The sequence below is a fragment of the Banduia mediterranea genome (assembly GCF_031846245.1).
Taxonomy (GTDB): Bacteria; Pseudomonadota; Gammaproteobacteria; order Nevskiales; family Nevskiaceae; genus Banduia; species Banduia mediterranea.
Map to the genome: position 1 here is coordinate 236,483 of NZ_JAVRIC010000001.1, position 18,811 is coordinate 255,293.

Annotated in this window: 13 protein-coding genes and 1 pseudogene; 11 read left to right on the top strand and 3 right to left on the bottom strand. The window is 64.5% G+C overall.

Features of this window, described 5'->3' with window-relative positions:
• Positions 1 to 3: 3 nt before the first annotated feature.
• The 4 genes and pseudogenes from RM530_RS01190 to RM530_RS01210 all read left to right on the top strand — a co-directional run bounded on the left by RM530_RS01190 (position 4) and on the right by RM530_RS01210 (position 4,334).
• Positions 4 to 441: an HIT domain-containing protein gene (locus tag RM530_RS01190; protein WP_311363372.1), complete on the top strand. Its 438-nt coding sequence runs from the start codon at positions 4 to 6 to the stop codon at positions 439 to 441.
• Positions 442 to 603: 162 nt separating this feature from the next.
• A pseudogene (locus RM530_RS01200) lies at positions 604 to 1,429 on the top strand (SDR family oxidoreductase).
• Between the two features lie 124 nt (positions 1,430 to 1,553).
• Complete coding sequence (locus RM530_RS01205) at positions 1,554 to 3,545, top strand: SDR family oxidoreductase (protein WP_311363375.1); 1,992 nt, start codon at positions 1,554 to 1,556, stop codon at positions 3,543 to 3,545.
• 36 nt (positions 3,546 to 3,581) lie between these two features.
• A complete protein-coding gene (locus tag RM530_RS01210; RefSeq protein ID WP_311363376.1) occupies positions 3,582 to 4,334 on the top strand; it encodes an energy transducer TonB family protein in 753 nt (250 codons plus the stop codon).
• Positions 4,335 to 4,340: 6 nt separating this feature from the next.
• Here the strand turns inward: RM530_RS01210 and RM530_RS01215 are convergent, their stop codons facing one another.
• Positions 4,341 to 5,408 carry a 3-deoxy-7-phosphoheptulonate synthase gene (locus RM530_RS01215; protein ID WP_311363377.1) on the bottom strand — a complete coding sequence of 356 codons (1,068 nt, stop codon included), beginning with the start codon at positions 5,406 to 5,408 and terminating at the stop codon, positions 4,341 to 4,343.
• A 136-nt stretch (positions 5,409 to 5,544) separates the two neighbouring features.
• Here RM530_RS01215 and RM530_RS01220 point away from each other — a divergent pair, with 136 nt between their 5' ends.
• The 3 genes from RM530_RS01220 (at position 5,545) to RM530_RS01230 (ending at position 9,705) form a co-directional block, all read left to right on the top strand.
• On the top strand, positions 5,545 to 6,504 hold the full coding sequence (locus tag RM530_RS01220) for a DUF3187 family protein (RefSeq protein WP_311363378.1): 960 nt from the start codon (positions 5,545 to 5,547) through the stop codon (positions 6,502 to 6,504).
• Between the two features lie 63 nt (positions 6,505 to 6,567).
• On the top strand, positions 6,568 to 7,479 hold the full coding sequence (locus RM530_RS01225; RefSeq protein WP_311363379.1) for a LysR substrate-binding domain-containing protein: 912 nt from the start codon (positions 6,568 to 6,570) through the stop codon (positions 7,477 to 7,479).
• Positions 7,480 to 7,539: 60 nt separating this feature from the next.
• Positions 7,540 to 9,705, top strand: coding sequence for a TonB-dependent receptor domain-containing protein (locus RM530_RS01230; protein WP_311363380.1), 2,166 nt, complete (start codon positions 7,540 to 7,542; stop codon positions 9,703 to 9,705).
• A 202-nt stretch (positions 9,706 to 9,907) separates the two neighbouring features.
• Here RM530_RS01230 and RM530_RS01235 read toward each other — a convergent pair whose 3' ends face one another.
• A complete protein-coding gene (locus RM530_RS01235) occupies positions 9,908 to 11,398 on the bottom strand; it encodes an Ig-like domain-containing protein (RefSeq protein WP_311363381.1) in 1,491 nt (496 codons plus the stop codon).
• Between the two features lie 208 nt (positions 11,399 to 11,606).
• On the opposite strand from RM530_RS01235, the gene RM530_RS01240 reads away from it, so the two are divergent.
• The 4 genes from RM530_RS01240 to RM530_RS01255 all read left to right on the top strand — a co-directional run bounded on the left by RM530_RS01240 (position 11,607) and on the right by RM530_RS01255 (position 17,678).
• Entirely contained in the window at positions 11,607 to 13,115 is a 1,509-nt protein-coding gene (locus RM530_RS01240; RefSeq protein ID WP_311363382.1) for a thrombospondin type 3 repeat-containing protein, read from the top strand.
• 173 nt (positions 13,116 to 13,288) lie between these two features.
• Complete coding sequence (locus RM530_RS01245; RefSeq protein WP_311363383.1) at positions 13,289 to 14,539, top strand: OmpA family protein; 1,251 nt, start codon at positions 13,289 to 13,291, stop codon at positions 14,537 to 14,539.
• A gap of 131 nt (positions 14,540 to 14,670) precedes the next feature.
• Positions 14,671 to 16,437 carry an SLC13 family permease gene (locus RM530_RS01250; protein ID WP_311363384.1) on the top strand — a complete coding sequence of 589 codons (1,767 nt, stop codon included), beginning with the start codon at positions 14,671 to 14,673 and terminating at the stop codon, positions 16,435 to 16,437.
• Positions 16,438 to 16,517: 80 nt separating this feature from the next.
• Positions 16,518 to 17,678, top strand: coding sequence for a magnesium transporter (locus RM530_RS01255; RefSeq protein ID WP_311363385.1), 1,161 nt, complete (start codon positions 16,518 to 16,520; stop codon positions 17,676 to 17,678).
• A gap of 109 nt (positions 17,679 to 17,787) precedes the next feature.
• On the opposite strand, the gene RM530_RS01260 is transcribed toward RM530_RS01255, so the two are convergent.
• Positions 17,788 to 18,717 carry a LysR family transcriptional regulator gene (locus RM530_RS01260; protein WP_311363386.1) on the bottom strand — a complete coding sequence of 310 codons (930 nt, stop codon included), beginning with the start codon at positions 18,715 to 18,717 and terminating at the stop codon, positions 17,788 to 17,790.
• Positions 18,718 to 18,811 lie beyond the last annotated feature (94 nt).

Sequence of the window (18,811 nt, forward strand, 5' to 3'; positions counted from 1 at the left end):
GACATGACCGCTCCTTTCGAACTTCACGAACGTCTCGCCGCCGACACCTCTAGTCTGGGCGAATTGCCGCTGTCACGTCTGCTGATGAGCCGCGACGGGCGCTATCCCTGGTTTCTGCTGGTGCCGCGCATTGCCGGCCTGCGTGAACTGCACGAGCTGGACGCTGCCGACCGCCATCGACTCAGTGATGAATCGGCGGCGCTGTCACGCGCGCTGCTGAAGGTTTTCGGCGGCGACAAGCTCAACGTCGCCGCCATCGGCAACCAGGTGCCGCAGTTGCACCTGCACCACGTGGTCCGATCCGCGGATGACGACGCATGGCCGGCCCCGGTATGGGGCCATTCGCCGCCGCTGGCCCTGGCGGATGACGAGGCGCAGCGGCGGCGGCACGCGGTGTCCGCATCCTTGCGGGCGGCCGGCATTGCGCTGCGCGCGGATTGAGTCTGCCGTGCGGCGCAGTAGCGCTGCTAGACTCCGCCGACAGCCCTATCGACACCGCTCAGCAAAATCGGGTGAAATCCGCCGCCCATGCTGCCTGACGATTCCCGGGGAATGGTGCAGACCTTGCGCCCGCCTATCTCGATACGGGGAGAACATTCGATGATGCAATCGGTCGCAGGCAAGAAGATTCTGATCACCGGCGCCGCCATGGGCATGGGCCGGCTCTATGCCGAGCTGGCGATTCGCGAGTCGGCCGCCGCGGTGGTTTTGGGATGTCAACGAAGCCGCGCTGACGGAGACCGCTGAGGCTCTGAGCGCTCAGGCGGCAAGGTACATCCCTATGTCGTGGACGTATCCACCTTGGAGGCGATCGATGAAACCGCAGCGAAAGTGCGCACCGAGATCGGCGATATCGAGCTGCTGTTCAACAACGCCGGCATCGTACGCGGACGCTTCTTCTGGGAACACGACCACCGTCGCGATACCTTCCTGACGATGGCGATCAACTCGCTGGCGATCATGTACATCGCGCGGGAGTTTTTGCCTGGCATGATCGCCTCCGGCAGCGAATACCGCGTGGTCAACATCGCATCCGCGGCCGGGCTGGTCTCCAAGCCGAAGATGAGCGTGTACTGCGCCTCCAAGTGGGCGGCCGTCGGGCTGGTCCGATTCGGTACGGCTGGAGCTGGAACAGGCCGGGCACCACCACGTCAAAGTCACGACCGTATGCCCCAGCTACATCAGTACCGGCATTTTCGATGGTGCCAAGGCGCCCCTGCTGACGCCGATTCTGACGCCGGAGTACGTGGTCAACCGTGTCTGGCGCGCGATGAAGCTCGGCAAGCCTTTCCTGACCATGTTGTTCATGGTCCGTCTGTCGATGCGGTTCTGCGGCCTGTTGCCGATCCGCGTCTGGGACTGGCTCGGCGGAAAATTCTTCGGCGTATACAAGTCCATGGAGGACTTCCATGGGCGGCCGACGGTCTGAAAACCTCACTGCGCCGCAGCGCGATACGCGGGCCGTTTTGAGGACACGCCCTGTCACCTGCGCACGGCTACACTAGGCGCAAGGAAGCTAGTAAAACAACAGGCTGTTAGAGGAGGAGAGGCAGGTGAACTATCTGGTGACCGGGGGAACGGGATTCATCGGGCGTTTTCTGATTGCACGATTGCTGCAGCGTGAAGGCGCCCAGGTGCACGTGCTGGTCCGGGAAGGCTCCACTGCCAAGTTCGACGGGCTTGTCGAACGCTTCCCGGAACAGGCCAAGCAACTGCATTCCGTGCATGGCGACGTGACGCAGGACGGGCTGATGGCGGCCGCCGCGCGCCGGAAGCTGGTCGGCAAGATCGATCACGTGTTTCACTTGGCGGCCGTGTACGACATGAACATGGACGACGCCACGGCCGATCGCGTCAACAACGAGGGCACGCGCAAGCTCGTGAACTTCGTCAACGGCCTGGGCGGCAATGTTCGCCTGCATCATGTGTCCAGCATCGCCGTGGCCGGCGGCGGTTACGTGGGTCGTTTCAGCGAGGCAATGTTCGACGAGGGTCAGGATCTCGACCATCCGTACTTCCGCACCAAGTTCCAATCGGAAAAGATCGTTCGCGAAGAATCCAGTGTGCCGTTCCGGGTGTACCGGCCCGGCACCGTCGTCGGTTCGTCCGAAACCGGCGAGATGGACAAGGTCGACGGCCCTTACTACTTCTTCAAGACGATCCAGCGCATCCGCGACGCAGTGCCGAAATGGCTGCCGCTGATGGGCGTGGAGGGCGGCCACGTTCCCGTGGTTCCGGTCGACTACGTGGCCGCGGCGATGGACGAACTCGCCCACCACGACGGCCTGGACGGGCAAAGCTTCCACCTCGTGCAGCGCAATGCTCCGACCGTGGGTGATCTCATTCAGTTGCTGCTCGAAGCCGCACATGGCCCCGAGATCACCAGAAACGTGGACCTGCCGCCGCTGAGCCTGCCGCGCAGCGTGCGCCGGGTTTCGCGCTCCGTGACAAGCCGGCTGCCGATCGACATCGAACGCACGGTATCCAAGACCATCGGCATTCCGGTTTCGGTGCTGGGCTACATCAACAATCGCGCGATCTTCGACGATCGCAAGACACGGGCTGCGCTCAAGGGCAGTGGCATCAAATGCCCAGAGTTCCACGACTATGTGGAACGCCTGTGGCACTACTGGGAAGCGCATCTGGATACACATGTGCGTCTGCCGCCGGAACTGTCGCGCAAGGTCGCCGGCAAGGTTGTGCTGATTACCGGCGCATCCAGCGGCATCGGCTTCACCACCGCCAAGAAACTGGCGGCCGCCGGCGCGCGCGTGATCATGGTGGCGCGCAAGCCGACCAAGCTGGAGGAGGCGCGCCAGACGCTGCTCAACTTCGGCAGCGAGGTCTATGCCTATCCCTGCGACTTGGCGGACATGGACGCCGTGGACCAGCTCGGGAAGCAGGTACTCAAGGATTTCGGCCACGTCGACATCCTGATCAACAACGCCGGTCGTTCGATCCGTCGTGCGGTTGCCGAGTCCTATGACCGCTTCCATGATTTCGAGCGCACCATGGAGCTCAACTACTACGGCGCGGTACGGATGATCATGGCGCTGCTGCCGACGATGTCGAAGCGGCGTCAGGGACACATCATCAACATCTCGTCGATCGGAGTGCTCGCCAACGCCGCCCGCTTCTCGGCGTATGTTGCCAGCAAGGCAGCACTGGATGCGTTCACGCGCTGCCTGTCGGCCGAAATCCGCAGGAGCAACATCCACACCACCGCGATCTACATGCCGCTGGTGCGCACACCCATGATCGCGCCGACCAGGATCTACGACTACGTGCCAACCTGGTCGCCGGACGACGCCGCCGACACCGTGATGCGCGCGATCATCAAGCGGCCGAAGTCGATCGCCACGCCGCTGGGCACGGCAGCGGCGCTGAGCTACGCGATGTGGCCCAAGATCAACGACTACGTGCTGTCCAAGGGCTTCCAGCTGTTTCCGTCCTCGAGCGCTGCCAAGAGAGGGCGCAAAGGCCGCGAAAAGCCGACGCTGGAACAGGTGGTGTTCGCCAATCTGTTCAAGGGCGAGCACTGGTAACCCAGGTCTCGATCTGCTTGGCAGGGACGCCGGGCCATGAATTCACGACGCATCCGTCCGGCACTACTGATCGCGCTCGGCCTGCATGCCGCAGGCGTGATCGCCGGGCTCGGCATGCTGGACCATCGCGGCCGACCACATTCCATTCCGATACGGTTGGCACCGCCGGTCGTGGCCCTGCAGCTTTCGAACGAAATCGGGATTGAGCGGGCGCAGGGCTCCGCGCCCGCCACGCGGCAGGCGGGTCTGCGGCCGCTGGGCCTGCAGATGAGTCAGCGCCTCGGCGCCGCAGCGCAGGCACGAGCGGTCCGCGCGTCCTTCACTCTGGAAATGCGGAAATTACCGATGCGGACGACCGCCTCCGCGCCGATCGATCTCGCCAGGGCGGTGCTGGCGGACGCAGCCGACCTGGATGCCGAATGGCGGCAGATGCCGGCGCAGCACGATCCGCTGACAGGGCCGGAACCGCCGATCGGTGCTTCGACTCCCAACAAGCACGCGTTCTATTCGCGCGCCACGGCTCAACTGTTCAGGGTGAATCAGGACGTGCTGGAAGCGGTGGCCGCGGCCCGCGGCCGCAGCGGGCGCCACAGCACCGTGGAAGTGAGGCTCACAGTGAACCGGCAGGGGCGCGTGATCGATACGCGCGTGGTTCGCAGCAGCGGTTACGCCGATCTCGACCGGGCCGCTGTGGGAATGGTGCTTGCGGCGTCGCCGTTGCCGCGCATGTCCGAGGACATGACGCAGCAACGCGCCGAATTCAATATCCCGATCATGGTCGTACGGTAAGGCTTCTCAGGCGCTGGCGACGAGCCGCTCGCGCCGCTGCGCCACGGCGCCGGCCAGTTCGCGCAGGACTTGGGCGGTGTCCTCCCAGTGAATGCAGGCGTCGGTGACCGACTGACCGTAGACCGCGTCCGGCCCGATCTCCTGACGCCCTTCGACCAGATGACTTTCGATCATCACGCCGATGATGCGCTGGTCGCCACCGGCGATCTGGTTGCCGATGTCCTGGGCCACGGCGAGCTGGCGCTTGTGCTGCTTCTGGCTGTTGGCGTGCGAGCAGTCGATCATCACCTGCTGCGGCAGGCCGGCCTTGGCCAAGGCCGCACAGCTGGCTTCCACGCTGGCGGCGTCGTAGTTGGTACCGCTGGAACCGCCGCGCAGGATCAGATGGCAATCGGCATTGCCGGCAGTTTCGAAGATTGCGACTTCCCCGGTCTGCGTCAGCGACAGGAAGCGGTGCGGACTGGACGCCGACTGGCAGGCGTCGACGGCGACCTTGACGCTGCCGTCGGTCCCGTTCTTGAAGCCCACCGGACACGACAGACCCGAGGCCATTTCGCGATGCAGCTGCGATTCCGTGGTGCGGGCGCCGATGGCGCCCCAGGCGACCAGATCCGCGAGGTACTGCGGCGTGAGAATATCGAGGTATTCCACACCGGCAGGCATGCCCTGTTCGGCGAGCGTCAGCAACAGGCTGCGCGCGGAGCGCAGCCCCTTGTCGATGTCGTAACTGTCGTTGAGATCGGGATCGTTGATCAGACCCTTCCAGCCGACGGTGGTCCGCGGCTTCTCGAAATACACGCGCATCACGATCAGCAGGTTCTTCGAAAACTGCTGTTTGGCCGCAGACAGGCGCTGCGCGTATTCCTGCGCCGCGCGCGTGTCATGGATCGAACACGGCCCGACCACGACCAGCAGACGATCATCACGACCGGCCAGCACATCCTGGATCTGCGAGCGCGTCTCGGACACGGTCTGGGCGGCGCCGTCCGACAGCGGATACTCGGACTGCACCTGTGCCGGCATGGAGACCGGACGGATGGTCTTGATACGCAGGTTTTCGGTGACGCGTTTCATGGCAACAACCGCAGTAAGCACAAACGGGGGCGGGGATGCTATCAGAGCCCGCTGTGTCACGCAGCCGTAGCGGCGCACGGCCGCCGCTTTCGGCTAATCTGCCGGACTTCGATTTCGGCGGCCTGGGGCAATACCGATGTTTGGACGATTACGGGCAAGAATTCTGCTGTCGGCCGCACTGGGCCTGATCCCGCTGAGCGCGCAGGCGGACCGCTTCATGAACCTGCGCAACGAAGCGGCACTGGCGCGTGGATTCGGCTTGCCGGCGCTGGGGCGCGCACATCTGGCCGAGGACAAGGCCTGGATTCTGAGTGCCGATCTCAGCAACGAGTATCACGCCTCGCAGGACGGCGGCTCCGCCTTGCTGCTGGACGGCGAAACCGCGCGCTACGCGATCGAATACCGACGCCGTATCGGCGCCCGAATGGAACTCGGCGTGGAACTACCGCTGCTGCATCAGAGCGGCGGCTTCATGGATTCTGCGATCGAGAACTGGCACGACTGGTTTTCGCTGCCCAATGGCGGGCGCGACGAAGCCGAGCAGGATCAGTACCGCTATCGCTATGTGGAATCCGGAGAGACCCTGCTCGATGTCACCGATCGCGGCACGCGACTGGGCGAGGCGCGGCTGCTCGCGGCCTGGACGCTGGGTGCGGACACCGCCTTGCGTGGCGCAATCAAGCTGCCGACCGGTGACGCCGACCGACTGTCCGGCAACGACGCCGTCGCGCTCTCGGCCTGGCTCGACCATGCCTGGCAGCGTGGCGCCTGGTCCGCCTATCTCTCGGGCGGCGGACTCTATGCCGCGCAAGGCGAAGTGCTCCGCGAGCACCAACGCCGATGGGTCGCACTGGGCGGTGCCGGCCTGGGCTGGCAGGCTAGGCCGGCGTTGCGTTTTCTGGTCCAGCTCAACGCCCATTCGGCGCTCTACGAAAACGTGGAGGACGACGTCCTGCGCCGCGCCGGCTTGCAGCTCGGCATCGGTGCGGCGATCCGTCTGTCACCCGGAAGCGAGTTCCATATCGGGTTTCAGGAAGACCCGGTGGTCGCCAGTTCCCCGGATTTTTCGCTGCACTTCGCCCTGGCATTTGAGTAGCAGCACTGCCCGGCCATCGAATTTATTGATGGTTGAGTTTAGGGATTTTGCTACCATCGGAGCGTGAAACTCTCCCTGGACGCACTGCGCACGCTGGAGGCGATTGTCGAATACGGCAGCTTCGCCGGTGCCGCCGGTGCCCTGCATCGCGTGCCGTCGGCGCTGACCTACACCATCCAGAAGCTTGAAGCCGACCTGGGCGTGCGCCTGTTCGAACGCAGCGGCCGGCGTGCCGAACCGACTGCGGTTGGCCGAGCGCTGGTCGAGGAGGCGCGCGGACTGCTGCGCCAGGCCGAACGCGTGGAAAGCCGCATCAAACGCCTGTCCGAAGGCTGGGAGGCGGAGCTGGCGGTCGCCGTCGATGGCCTGGTACCGATGGAATGGCTGTTTCCGATGGTCGAGGACTTCGATCGACATGGCGCCAGCACTCGACTGCGACTGATGCAGGAGTTGATCGGCGGGCCCTGGGATGCGCTGATCGACCGCCGTGTCGACGTCGCAGTGGCGGCCGGCGAGACCCCATCGGGCTACGGACTGACCAGCCGTGTCATCGGCGAGATCGAGTGGGTTTACGTGCTGGCCGCGAAGCATGTGCTCGCCGACGCCGAGGAACCGCTGACCGAAAGCGTCCTGCTCGAACATCGAGCGGTGGTGGTGGCCGACAGTTCGCGCCGGCTCAGTGTCGGCACCAGCGGCGTTCACCCGGGGCAACCGACACTGACGGTGTCCACGCTGGAACACAAGATTGCCGCCCAGATTCGCGGACTCGGTGGCGGCTTTCTGCCGCTTCACCTGGCGCGGGCGCATATCGAAGCCGGCCGGCTTCGACACAAGGCAGTGGAGACTCCGCGCGAACCACTGACCTTGCGCGTGGCCTGGCGCGACAGCGAGGCCGGGCGCGGCGTGCAGTGGATTCGCGAATGGCTATTGCATTCGGGCGACCTCTGTTCGAGGTTGCGCGAATTCTCAAGTTGATACGTTATAACATTATAGGCAAAATGCCTGCCTCACGATTTTCCCTCCGAGGACTGGCCCATGCACCCGCGTCATTCAGCCGTTACCCTGGGTTTGCTGGCCGCGCTGAGCGCGGTCACGGCGAACGCCCAATCAAACCCTGCGAACACGCCCACTTCTGACGCGGACGACACAACTCGCCTGGAAACGATCATCGTGGAGTCGGGCCCCTTCGGTGGCCGTGGCGGTGACGAACTGACGCGTCCGGTCGACGTGATTTACGGCGATGCCCTGGCCCGCAAGAACAAGGCAACGATCGGCGATCTGCTGTCGGAAGAACCCGGCGTGGCCAATTCGGGGTTCGGCCCCGGTGTGGGTCATCCCGTGATTCGCGGACAGAGCGGGCCGCGCGTTTCGATCCTGCAGAACGGCATCGGCAGCATGGATGCGTCCTCGGTCAGCGCCGACCACGCGGTGGCGCTCGATCCCGGCGGCGCCGAACAGGTCGAGATCATCAAGGGGCCGGCCACACTGATCTACGGCAGCGGCGCGATCGGCGGCATCATCAATGTGGTCGACGACCGGCTCCCGGACGAAATCAGCCGTGGGCTGTCGGGTGCCGGGGACTTCTCGTTCGCCGACAACGCCGACGAACGCGACGGCAGCCTCAAGCTGGGCTATGGCACCGACGCCGTGCAGTTCAATGCCAGCTACGGCTACCGCCGCGCCGACGATTTCGAGATTCCCGGCTATGCCGATGCCGACGGCGAAGGCGAACGCGGCGTCCTCGAAAACAGCGATGTCGATACGCAAAGCGGCAGCGCTTCGGTGTCCTGGATCACGCCGAAGCATGTGCTCGGCTTCGCCGTCAGCCGCTTTGACACGCTGTATGGCGTGCCGGGGCACGAGCATGGCGACGATGAAGGCGACGAAGGCGTGACCGAGGAGGAAGGCAAGGGCACGCACATCGATCTCGACCAGACCCGCTACGACCTGCGCGGCGACTGGATCGAACCCTTCGCCGGCCTCGAGAAGATCAAGCTGCGTGCCGGCTACAACGACTACGAGCACGCCGAGATCGAGGGCAGCGGTGAAGTCGGGACCCTGTTCAAGAACAAGGCCTACGAGGCGCGCGTCGAACTTTTGCACCTTGCCGTCGCCGGCTGGCACGGTGAAGTCGGTTCGCAGCTGTCGCACCGCGACTTCAAGGCGATCGGTGAGGAAGCCCTGGTGCCTCCGACGATCGCGCGCAACCTTGGCCTGTTCGTCGTCGAAGAACATCGGTTCGGCGACGGCCATCGCCTCGAACTCGGTGCGCGGGTCGAACGTGCCTCGGCGGAAGCGAATGGCACCCAGCCGAACACCGACGCGACCCTGCCCGACCTCGATTTCACGCCCCTGAGCCTGTCCGCCGGCAGCGTGTTCGCCCTGGGCCACGACTATCACCTGCGCTTCAACCTGGCACGTTCGCAACGCGCGCCCACCACCGAGGAGCTCTATTCCTTCGGCGCGCATGAAGGCACCAAGGCCTACGAACGCGGTGATGTCGATCTCGATGTGGAAACCTCCAACAACGTGGAACTCAGTCTGGAGCGTCACCACGGACGATTTCGCAGCAGCGCCAGCGTCTACTACAACCGCATCGACGACTATATCTACGAAAAGCCGGTGGATCTTGGCCTGAACGTGGACGGCTCCGGCACGGCATCCAGCGACGGCATCGCCGACCGGGTGGACGATGAAGGCCATTTCGATCCGGACGGAGAGCTGGTGCTCTATGACTATGAGCAAAGCCGCGCCACGTTCTACGGCCTGGAAGCGCAAGCCGAATACGCGCTGCTGCAACAGGGTCCGTTCAAGCTCGACGGTCGAATCTTCTTCGACACTGTGCGTGGCGAACTCGACGGCGGCCGTGACCTGCCGCGCATCACACCCTCACGTCTTGGCGGCGGTCTGGATGCCTCGTTTCGCCAGTGGAGCGCCTCGCTGGCCCTGACTCATGTCGACGAACAGGATCGCGTGGCCGCGCTGGAGACCGAGACCGAGGGATACACGCTGCTGTCGGCCGACCTCGGTTACCGACTGCGCTATGGAACGGGAATGGCGACGTTCTATCTGCGCGGCCGCAATCTGCTCGACGAGGAAGCACGTGAGCACACCTCGTTCCTGAAGGACTTGGCGCCGCTGACAGGACGTACCCTGATGGCCGGGGTTCGTTTCGAGTTCGCCGGCGTGCAAGGACTGTAAGCTCCCCCACAACGAATGCCGGAGCCTGGCAGCGGCACCCCGAAGCGAAGCAGGCCAACCGGGCCCGCGCAGATTCCGACTCAAGTCTGCGGCTTGTCCGTCAATGGCGATACCGGGGCGGTATGCACGCAGATAACAAGAAGGGCGCCAATGGCGCCCTTCTTGTTTCAAACCTGAAGCCGGAGATTAAGGCGTTTCCTCCTCAGTCGTCTTCCGCGACGATGTCGGTGGTCGCGCAGGCCGAGTAGACGTTGGTGGTGGCCAGCGCGGACAGCAGACCGGAGCTGAACCTCAGACGCAGTGCGTCGTGCGGCTCGGCGGCGGGTTCGGGCAGCGTCACCAGAACCTGCTGTTCGTCACCGAGCAATCCCAGCAGCGTCAGACGCAGGGGCATGATCTCGTTGGTGGTCTGCTGCTCTTCGCCGTCCAGCAGCGTCGTCACCGTCAGCTGTGAAATCAGTTCCGCGCTGAGCAAGGCGTTGGCCGGGCGCGAAATGATGAAGCCTGGCACGCCGCCAGCGGCGAACTCCGTGCCTTCGGCGGCGCTCACGGTGATCTGGGTATAGCCCTGCAGCAGACCCACCGGAATGATCATCTTGGCGAAGTTGTCGAAATCATCGTCGATCACGTTGATTTCATCGTCCACCAGACAGCCCAGGCACAGCAGCAGATTGGGTCCGGTTTCGGCGCGCACGGTGGCGCCATTGCTTTGCAGGAGGCGCGAGATGCATTGATCCGGCGTGACCGTCAGTGTCGTGCTGCCACTTCGTTCTTCATCGCCGATGCCCGGAGACACGGCGGGCTTGAGCGTGACCGTGATCGTGGCCGTGCCCTCGCCGGTACCGGTCGCGAGCCCTTCGGCGTCGATCGTGGCGATGCTGTCGTCGTCGCTGGTCCAGTCCAGCTGCTCATTGGGAATCTCGGCGCTGCTGCCGTCGCTGTACTCGCCGATTGCAGTGAACTGCTGCTCCAGGCCGACGCCGATGGTCGTATCCTCGGGTTCCACCATCGTCACGCTCAGCAGAGCGGCGTCCGAGACCGTGACGCCAACCATGCCGGACACTGTGGTGCCTTCGGTGCCTTCGGTGGCATTGGTCGCCGTGGCGGTCAGCGTCGTGCCCCCGATGCTGACGCCGGTCACCGTGGTGGGATTGCCGACAGTGGGGTCGACGATGGCTCGCACCGGATTCGCCGAAGTCCAGGCCACCGTGGTGCCGTCCGTCAACTCACGCGGTTCCTCGCTGCCGGCATAGAGTCCGAGAACGGTGACGGTTTGTTCGGCACCGACGGGCACCTCGACTTCCGTCGGATCGAAGACCAGCTCCAGCAGCAGCGGACTCGTCACCGTAATCAGCGCGGTGGCGGACTCGCCGTCCTGCGAGGCCGTTACCGTGACCTGACCGCGGCTCAGGCCGGTGACCAGGCCATCGCCGTCGACCGAGGCGATATCGGAATCGTCGACCGACCAATCGGCGTCGATCGTGCCCGAATCCAGACCTTCCACGCCGGGTTGGCGCGTGAAGAATCCGGTCGCTGTCAACTGAATCGTATCGCCCGCAGCCACTTCACCGGTGGCCGGCGTCACTTCGATGTGATCGAGTTCCGGCGAGAAGTCTGGACTCTGAATCGAGTCGTCGCCACATGCGGCCAAAGCCAGAGCGCTTAGCGCGATTAGCCCGCGAATACCTTTCATTTCGAAAACTCCCTTCACTTCCCGTGAACTATGAGCGACAACCGAACCAAAAAGATTGTACGTTGACCCCTGAGGCAATCATAATCCAGAGGCGAGTGCCATAGACTAAAGTATCTACTGATCCAAATCTTTCGCATTTGTTTTTCGTGAGCCGGTCATGAACTTGGGTTCTACTGGTTCACGTTCTGAAGAATTAGGGAGAACAACGATGTTGAGACAGGGATGGCTGATCCTGGCAGCCTTGATGGTTGCTTCGCCAATTTGGGCTCAGGACGAGCCAGACAATCGTTGGTACGTATCGCCTCTGGTCGGCGGAATCGTATCGGATACAAGTGACTACGATTCCGGCATCGCCGCGTACATCACCGCAGGCCGGCCGCTCAACCAGTGGCTGACGCTGGAATTCGAAGGTCACTACGCGAAGATCGACGTTGACGATCTTATCAGCGACAACGACTACGAAAAGTACGGCGTTGGCGTATCCGCATTGTTGTTCCCGCTGGGGGCAAACGGCAGTCTCAAGCCCTATCTGCTCGCCGGCATCGCCGGCCAGGGCATCAGCTTCCTGCAGGAAGACACCGGCTCGCTGGGCCTTGCCGCTGGCGGTGGCATTGTTCAGCAGCTCAGCAATCACTGGGACTTCCGTGTCGACCTGCGCTATGCGCTTGACATGGTGGCCGGCCAGGGTGTCGTCGAGGACGACACCTTCTACAACTGGATCGGCACTGTCGGTTTCCGTTATCGCATCGGCACCTGGCCCAACGATTCCGATCGTGACGGCGTGCCCGACAGCGCGGACGCCTGCCCCAACACGCCGCGTGGCGTTGCCGTGGGTCCCAACGGTTGCCCGCTCGACGGCGACGGCGACGGCGTACTCGACAAGGACGACCGTTGCCCCGACACCCCGCCGGGCGTGCCGGTCGGCGCCGACGGCTGCGAACGCGACAGCGATGGCGACGGCGTGCCGGATTCGCTCGACAAGTGTCCGAATACTCCGGCCGGTGCCGCTGTCGATGCCGAAGGCTGTCCGCGTGACTCCGACGGCGATGGCGTGCCGGACTATGCCGACAAGTGCCCGAACACGCCGGCCGGCGTGCAGGTGGACGCCCGCGGTTGCCCGTTCGTCGACAAGGACGGTGACGGCATTCCGGATGCACAGGACAACTGCCCGGATACCCCGGCGGGCGTCCCTGTCGGCGAGGATGGCTGTCCGCTCGACAGCGACGGCGACGGCGTGCCGGACTACATGGACGAATGTCCGAAGACACCGGCCGGTCTGGCGGTGCTGCCGAACGGTTGCGCGCTCAAGGGTGACAAGCGTCTGGCACGTCCCGGAGAAGCGGCCGATGCCGACGGCTTCGCGCTCGACCGCGACTTCATCCTGCATGGCGTGGTCTTCGAGTTCGACTCGGCACGCCTGACCGCCGAAGCCAAGCGCATCCTCGACGATGTCGCCTTGACGATGGAGGCCTATCCGGATGTGAAGGTGGATGTCGAGGGCCACACCGACGCTACCGGCACCGACGGCTACAACCAGGCTCTGTCGGAGAAGCGTTCATTGGCCGTGGTCGACTACCTCGTGTCCAAGGGCGTCGCTGGCAGCATGATGACGCCGGTCGGTTATGGCGAGTCGCGCCCGATCGCCAGCAACGCCACCGAAGAAGGCCGAGGCGAAAACCGCCGCGTGGTCTTCCGGGTGACCGACGAAGGCAATTGATTCACGCCTGAGCGAAAGTGATCCAACCCTGGCACCGTGCAGACGGTGCCAGGGTTTTTTGTGGGCTGCGCAAAGACACGGGGCCCCCGAGCCGCTTTTTGCGCTACCTTGTCGCCTTACCGGAACACTACAATCGGCGGCCGACGCGGGTCGCTTCGGGGGGAGAACGCGTGATGTTGCGAGCGGTGTGCCTGCTCATATCCGGTCTTCTGGCCTCATCGGCATTCGCCGCGCGCGGTGACGGTTCCGGCGAAGCGGCCTGGTGGCTGTCGCCCATGCTCGGCGCGGCCACGGCAAACGGAGACCAGGGCGGCGCCGCGGCCCTTTCGCTGGGGCGGGATTTCAACGAGCAATGGTCCCTGGAGTTTGCGGCACGGCATGCGCGCACCGATAGCACGGTGGACTGGCGCCGCAGTGGATTCGACGTCTCGGCCCTGTGGTTTCCGATCGGCGCTTCGCCAGGCATGCGGCCGTATCTTTCCGCAGGTCTCGGCGCTGCGCGCGTCGAGGTCCACGATCAGAGCAGCGACGCCTTTGCCACCGCCGTGGGCGGCGGCCTGTTGCACCGGCTGAGCACGCACTGGGATCTGCGCGCCGATCTGCGTTATGCGCTCGACCTCGCTTCTTCGGACAACGACGATCACTGGACCGCCCTGCTGGGGCTGCGTTTCGGTTTCGGGCCAGCCGAAGCCGGCGACGGCAGCTTCGGTGATGCCGACGGCGACGGCGTGCCGAACTACGCCGACGTGTGCCCGGCCAGCGCACCGGACACCCGGATCGGCAGTGACGGCTGCGCGATCGACAGTGATGGCGACGGCATCCTCGACCGGGACGACCGCTGCCCCGACACTTCGCGCGGCATGCAGGTGGGCCTTGCCGGCTGTCCGCTGGACCCGGATCAGGATGGCGTTCCGGAGGCACAGGACGAATGTCCGAACACATTCCCGGGTTCACATGTGAACCTGCGCGGCTGCTCGGTCGATAATGATGCCGATGCAGACGGCGTTCGGGACGACATCGACCGCTGCCCGGATACGGTGTGGCGACTCGTGGTCGGCGACGACGGCTGCGCACTCCGTTCACAGAGCGTGATTCTCGAGAACATCACCTTCGAATTCGATTCGGCGGTGCTCACCATCAATGCCAGAGCCCTGCTCAAACAGGTGGTGCGTGGGATCAAGGGCCAGCCGACGATGCGTGTGGAGATTGCGGGCCATACCGATTCGCTGGGCCCCGAGGCCTACAACCTCGACCTGTCGCGTCGTCGCGCCTGGGCGGTACGCGACTTCCTGTGGAAGAACGGCGTGCCGGTCAGCCGGCTCGTCGCCGAGGGCTACGGCGAATATCATCCGATCGGCGACAACGAAACCGAGGCCGGCCGCGAACAGAACCGGCGCGTGGAATTCCGGGTGCTGTCACCGTGAAGACTCAGAATCCCGAACCGAGGCGCCAATAACTCAAACGCATATCGACCGACCAAAAGGTTTTAGTGGTTTCAGGCGCGACGCTTGCTAGCCTGTCTCTCCTTCCCCAGACCTACAGAGCGGACCACCGCATGTCATTCGATGCCTGGCTTACGCTGGCGATTATCGTCGTCTGTCTTGTCCTGCTTGTTCTCGAGAAACTTCCTTCCGAACTGGTGATGGCACTGGGCATGGTGGCCCTGCTCACGGCCGGTGTACTCAGCCCGGCACAGGCGCTGGCCGGGTTTTCCAACGAAGGCATGATCACCGTGGCGGCGATGTATATCGTCGCCGCCGGCATACGCGAAACCGGCGGAATCGACCTGGTCACGCGCTACCTGCTGGGTCGTCCCAAATCCACCGGTGCCGCGCAGCTGCGCATCATGTTGCCAACGATCACGCTGTCGGCGTTCATCAACAACACTCCGGTGGTCGCCACCTTCCTGCCGGCGATCATCACCTGGGCCGAACGCAACAATCTGTCGATTTCCAAGCTGCTGATCCCGCTGTCCTACGGCGCGATCTTCGGCGGCACCTGCACCCTGATCGGCACCAGCACCAACCTCGTCGTCAACGGACTGTGGATCGCCGAGGGCGAAACCAGTCTGGGCATGTTCGATCTGGCCTGGATCGGCATTCCGACCGCAGTCGTCGGAATCATCTACCTGATGACCATCGGTTCGCGGCTGTTGCCGGATCGCGCAGAGAACGCCGGCGTGTTCGACAACCCGCGCGAGTACACCATCGAAATGGTCGTGGCGAAGGACGGGCCGCTGATCGGTCAGTCGATCGCCGAAGCCGGTCTGCGCAACCTCGGCTCACTGTTCCTGGTGGAGATCGAGCGCGATGGGCGCATCGTTCCTGCCGTCAATGCCACCGAACGCCTGCTGGCAGACGACCGCCTGGTCTTCGCCGGCGACGTCGCGGCCATCGTCGAACTCAACCGGATTCGGGGACTCAATCCCTCGCTGACCAACGGTGCCGCACTGGAGCGACAGTACCCGGAGCGTCGCCTGGTCGAGGTGGTCGTATCCACGCGCTGCCCCCTGATCAACCAGACACTGCGCGACGGCCGCTTCCATACCTACTACGGCGCCTCCGTCATCGCGGTGGCGCGTGATGGCCGTCGCCTGCGCGGCTCGCTGGGCGACATGGTGCTCAAGCCGGCCGATACCCTGCTGCTCGAAGCACGGCCGGTCTGGGTCGAACGCCATCGCTTTTCGCCGGACTTCCTGCTGGTCAGCGCCGTGCAGAACTCCGAGGCACCGCGCTTCGACCGTGCGGTGCTGGCCTGGGTGATTCTGGGCGCCATCGTCATCAGCGCCACCACCGGCATCGTCGACATGCTCACGGCCGCGCTGCTCGGCGCCGGTGCGATGATCGGCAGCGCTTGCGTCAGCATGGGTGCGGCGCGCCGCAGCGTGGATTTTCCGGTGCTCGTCGTCATCGCCTGCTCGTTCGCGCTCGGCAAGGCCCTGCAGGTCACCGGTTCGGCCGGCGTGATTGCCGAGGCGGTGCTCGAACTGCCGGGTGAACGCCCCTGGCTGGTGTTGGGCTGCGCCTACCTGCTGACTTCGGTGATGACCTCGGTGATCACCAACAACGCGGCCGCCGTACTGATGTTCCCGATCGTGCTGGCGGCGGCCGAGCAACTCGATGTCAGCCCGATGCCGTTCGTGATCAGCGTGATGATGGCGGCGTCCGCGAGCTTCGCGACGCCGCTGGGCTACCAGACCAATCTGATGGTGGCCGGCCCCGGGCGCTACCGTTTCGCCGACTTCATACGTGTGGGCCTGCCACTCAACGTCCTGTTGGGCGGGATTTCGGTCGTGTTGATTCCCATGATCTGGCCGTTCTGAGCCCGAAATGCTGCTGTCGCGGCGTTTCGCAAACGCGTAAAGTCCGATCGCTGCGGGCATGAGTGATCGGGGGAGCGAGGATGGAAAGTGAGGAGCTGATCCGGGAAGTCCGGTTGCGTGTGCCGCTGGATGCGGCCGAGATGCTGGCCAGGGAAGCACCTGATCGGGTGCGTCAGGTCATGGCCGGTCTGCCGCCGAATCTGGCGAAGCTGATTCAGGTACACCTGCCCGAAGATCTGCGCGACCCCGCTGCAAACGAACTGCCGGCAGCCGCAGCTGACAGCGTCGCCGCGCTGATGGACTCGACACCCGGCGTGGTCCCCAGCGGCGCCACCGTCGCCATCGCGATCGAATGCCTGCGCTGCATCGAAACGCCCACCGACGTGACCTATCTCTACGTCGTCGATGACCAGATGCATCTGCTGGGGCTGCTGGTGATGCGCGACCTGCTGCTGGCGCGCGAGGACCAATCGGTCGACAGCCTGATGCTGCGCGAACCGTTCACGCTCAAGGCCGACACCGCACTGGACGAAGCCGGGCGCGCCGCCGTCAAGCGGCATTATCCGGTCTACCCCGTGGTCGACGACCAAGGCCGTCTGCTGGGCCAGGTTCGCGGCTGGCGCCTGTTCGAACATCAGGTCGTGGAGATCGCCGCGCAGTCCGGCGCCATGGTCGGTGTCGGCCGCGAAGAGCGCGCCGACACTGCGGTTCTGAAAGCCTTTCGCATGCGCCACCCCTGGTTGCAGCTCAATCTGCTGACAGCCTTCATCGCCGCCTTCGTGGTCGGCCAGTTCCAGGACACCATCACCCAGATCGTGGTGCTCGCGGCCTTTCTGCCGGTGCTCGCCGGCCAGTCCGGCAATACCGGCTGCCAGGCGCTGGCGATCACCTTGCGCGGTCTCACCCTGGGTCAGCTCGACGGCGTGCCGACGCGACGTTTGCTCGGCAAGGAGATCCTGCTCGGCGCGATGAACGGACTGGTCACCGGCATCGTCGCTGCGGTCGCGATCATTCTGTCGACCGGCCTCGGCGACCCGCGTGCGCCGATGCTGGGGCTCGCGATCTGTCTTGCGATGGTCGGCGCCTGTGTCGGCGCCGGAATTTTCGGCGTGATGGTTCCGCTAATTCTGAAACGTGTCGGCGCCGATCCGGCCACGGCATCGAGCATCTTCCTGACCACCGGCACCGACATCTGCGGCATGGGACTGCTGCTGGTGCTGGCGACGCTGCTGGTGCTTTAGCGTGAATCACGCGCGGCGTGATGCCGACCGCCCCTCGCCCGCTTGCGGAGGAAGAGAGGGGGGCCGTTCGCGACTGCGAGTGATGGGTGAGGGCCGTTAGCGTCGCCGCTCAGACGATGCCGCTCAGGGCGCGATCCCAGGGTGGTGGGTCGCCGAAACGTGTCGCCAGAAAATCAATCAGCGCCTCCACGCGCCGCGGCAAATAGCGACCGCTGGGGCGCACCGCGTAGATCGACAGCTCGCGGATGCGCCAGTCCGGGAGTACCGCCACCAGCCGGCCCTCGCGGAGTTCGTCGGCGACGTCCCAGGTGGATTTCAGCGCGATGCCGGCGCCGCCCACGGCCCACTCGCGCAAGGCACCGCCACTGTTGGCGCGCAAGCCGCCGCCGACGATGACGGTCTCGCTGCCGCGCGCGCCCTGCAGCAGCCACTCATTCTGCAGATGCCCCGGATTGGCCAGGACCAGACAATCGTGGACGCTGAGGTCCGCCGGCCGCTGCGGTCTGCCGCGCCACTTCAGATAGTCGGGCGCGGCCACCAGCAGCCGCCGGTTCGGCGCCAGACGCCGTGCCACCAGCGAGGAATCGGCGAGATCGCCGATGCGCACCGCAAGGTCGAGCCGGGAATCGATCAGATCGACGAGTTCATCCGACAGATGCAGATCGAATTCCACCCCTGGGTGCAGGTGGCGAAACGCGGCCAACGCCGGCGCCACGTATTTGCGACCGAATGGCGAGGGCGCGGTCAGGCGGATCGAGCCACGCAGTTCGCCGTCGGCGAGGTTCGCCATTTCGCCGACACTGTCGAGCAGCGACAGCGCGGTGCGCACCCGATCCGCGATCGAACGTCCTTCCTCGGTGACATGCAGCAGGCGCGTGCTGCGTTCGAACAGACGAATCGCCAGTGCCTTTTCGAGCCGTGCGATCTGCTTGCTGACAGTCGCCGGCCCGACATTGAGTTCGCGCGCGACCGCCGAGAAGCTGCCGCTGTCGATCACCTGCAGGAACACGCGCAGGTCCTGTATCAGCGGGACCGTCATCTATTCTGATCCGGAACAGGTCTTATTCGATTCTAGTCGTTTTCGGACTTGATGGGATTGCCGACACTGCAAACCCATTTATCTCGGGAGCCCC

What these genes read in the sequence shown, in the direction of transcription:
- RM530_RS01245 (WP_311363383.1), top strand. Translation starts at nt 13,289, where the DNA reads ATGTTGCGAGCGGTGTGCCTGCTCATATCCGGTCTTCTGGCCTCATCG.
- RM530_RS01260 (WP_311363386.1), bottom strand. Translation starts at nt 18,717, where the DNA reads ATGACGGTCCCGCTGATACAGGACCTGCGCGTGTTCCTGCAGGTGATC.
- RM530_RS01190 (WP_311363372.1), top strand. Translation starts at nt 4, where the DNA reads ATGACCGCTCCTTTCGAACTTCACGAACGTCTCGCCGCCGACACCTCT.
- RM530_RS01210 (WP_311363376.1), top strand. Translation starts at nt 3,582, where the DNA reads ATGAATTCACGACGCATCCGTCCGGCACTACTGATCGCGCTCGGCCTG.
- RM530_RS01220 (WP_311363378.1), top strand. Translation starts at nt 5,545, where the DNA reads ATGTTTGGACGATTACGGGCAAGAATTCTGCTGTCGGCCGCACTGGGC.
- RM530_RS01240 (WP_311363382.1), top strand. Translation starts at nt 11,607, where the DNA reads ATGTTGAGACAGGGATGGCTGATCCTGGCAGCCTTGATGGTTGCTTCG.
- RM530_RS01230 (WP_311363380.1), top strand. Translation starts at nt 7,540, where the DNA reads ATGCACCCGCGTCATTCAGCCGTTACCCTGGGTTTGCTGGCCGCGCTG.
- RM530_RS01235 (WP_311363381.1), bottom strand. Translation starts at nt 11,398, where the DNA reads ATGAAAGGTATTCGCGGGCTAATCGCGCTAAGCGCTCTGGCTTTGGCC.
- RM530_RS01250 (WP_311363384.1), top strand. Translation starts at nt 14,671, where the DNA reads ATGTCATTCGATGCCTGGCTTACGCTGGCGATTATCGTCGTCTGTCTT.
- RM530_RS01255 (WP_311363385.1), top strand. Translation starts at nt 16,518, where the DNA reads ATGGAAAGTGAGGAGCTGATCCGGGAAGTCCGGTTGCGTGTGCCGCTG.
- RM530_RS01215 (WP_311363377.1), bottom strand. Translation starts at nt 5,408, where the DNA reads ATGAAACGCGTCACCGAAAACCTGCGTATCAAGACCATCCGTCCGGTC.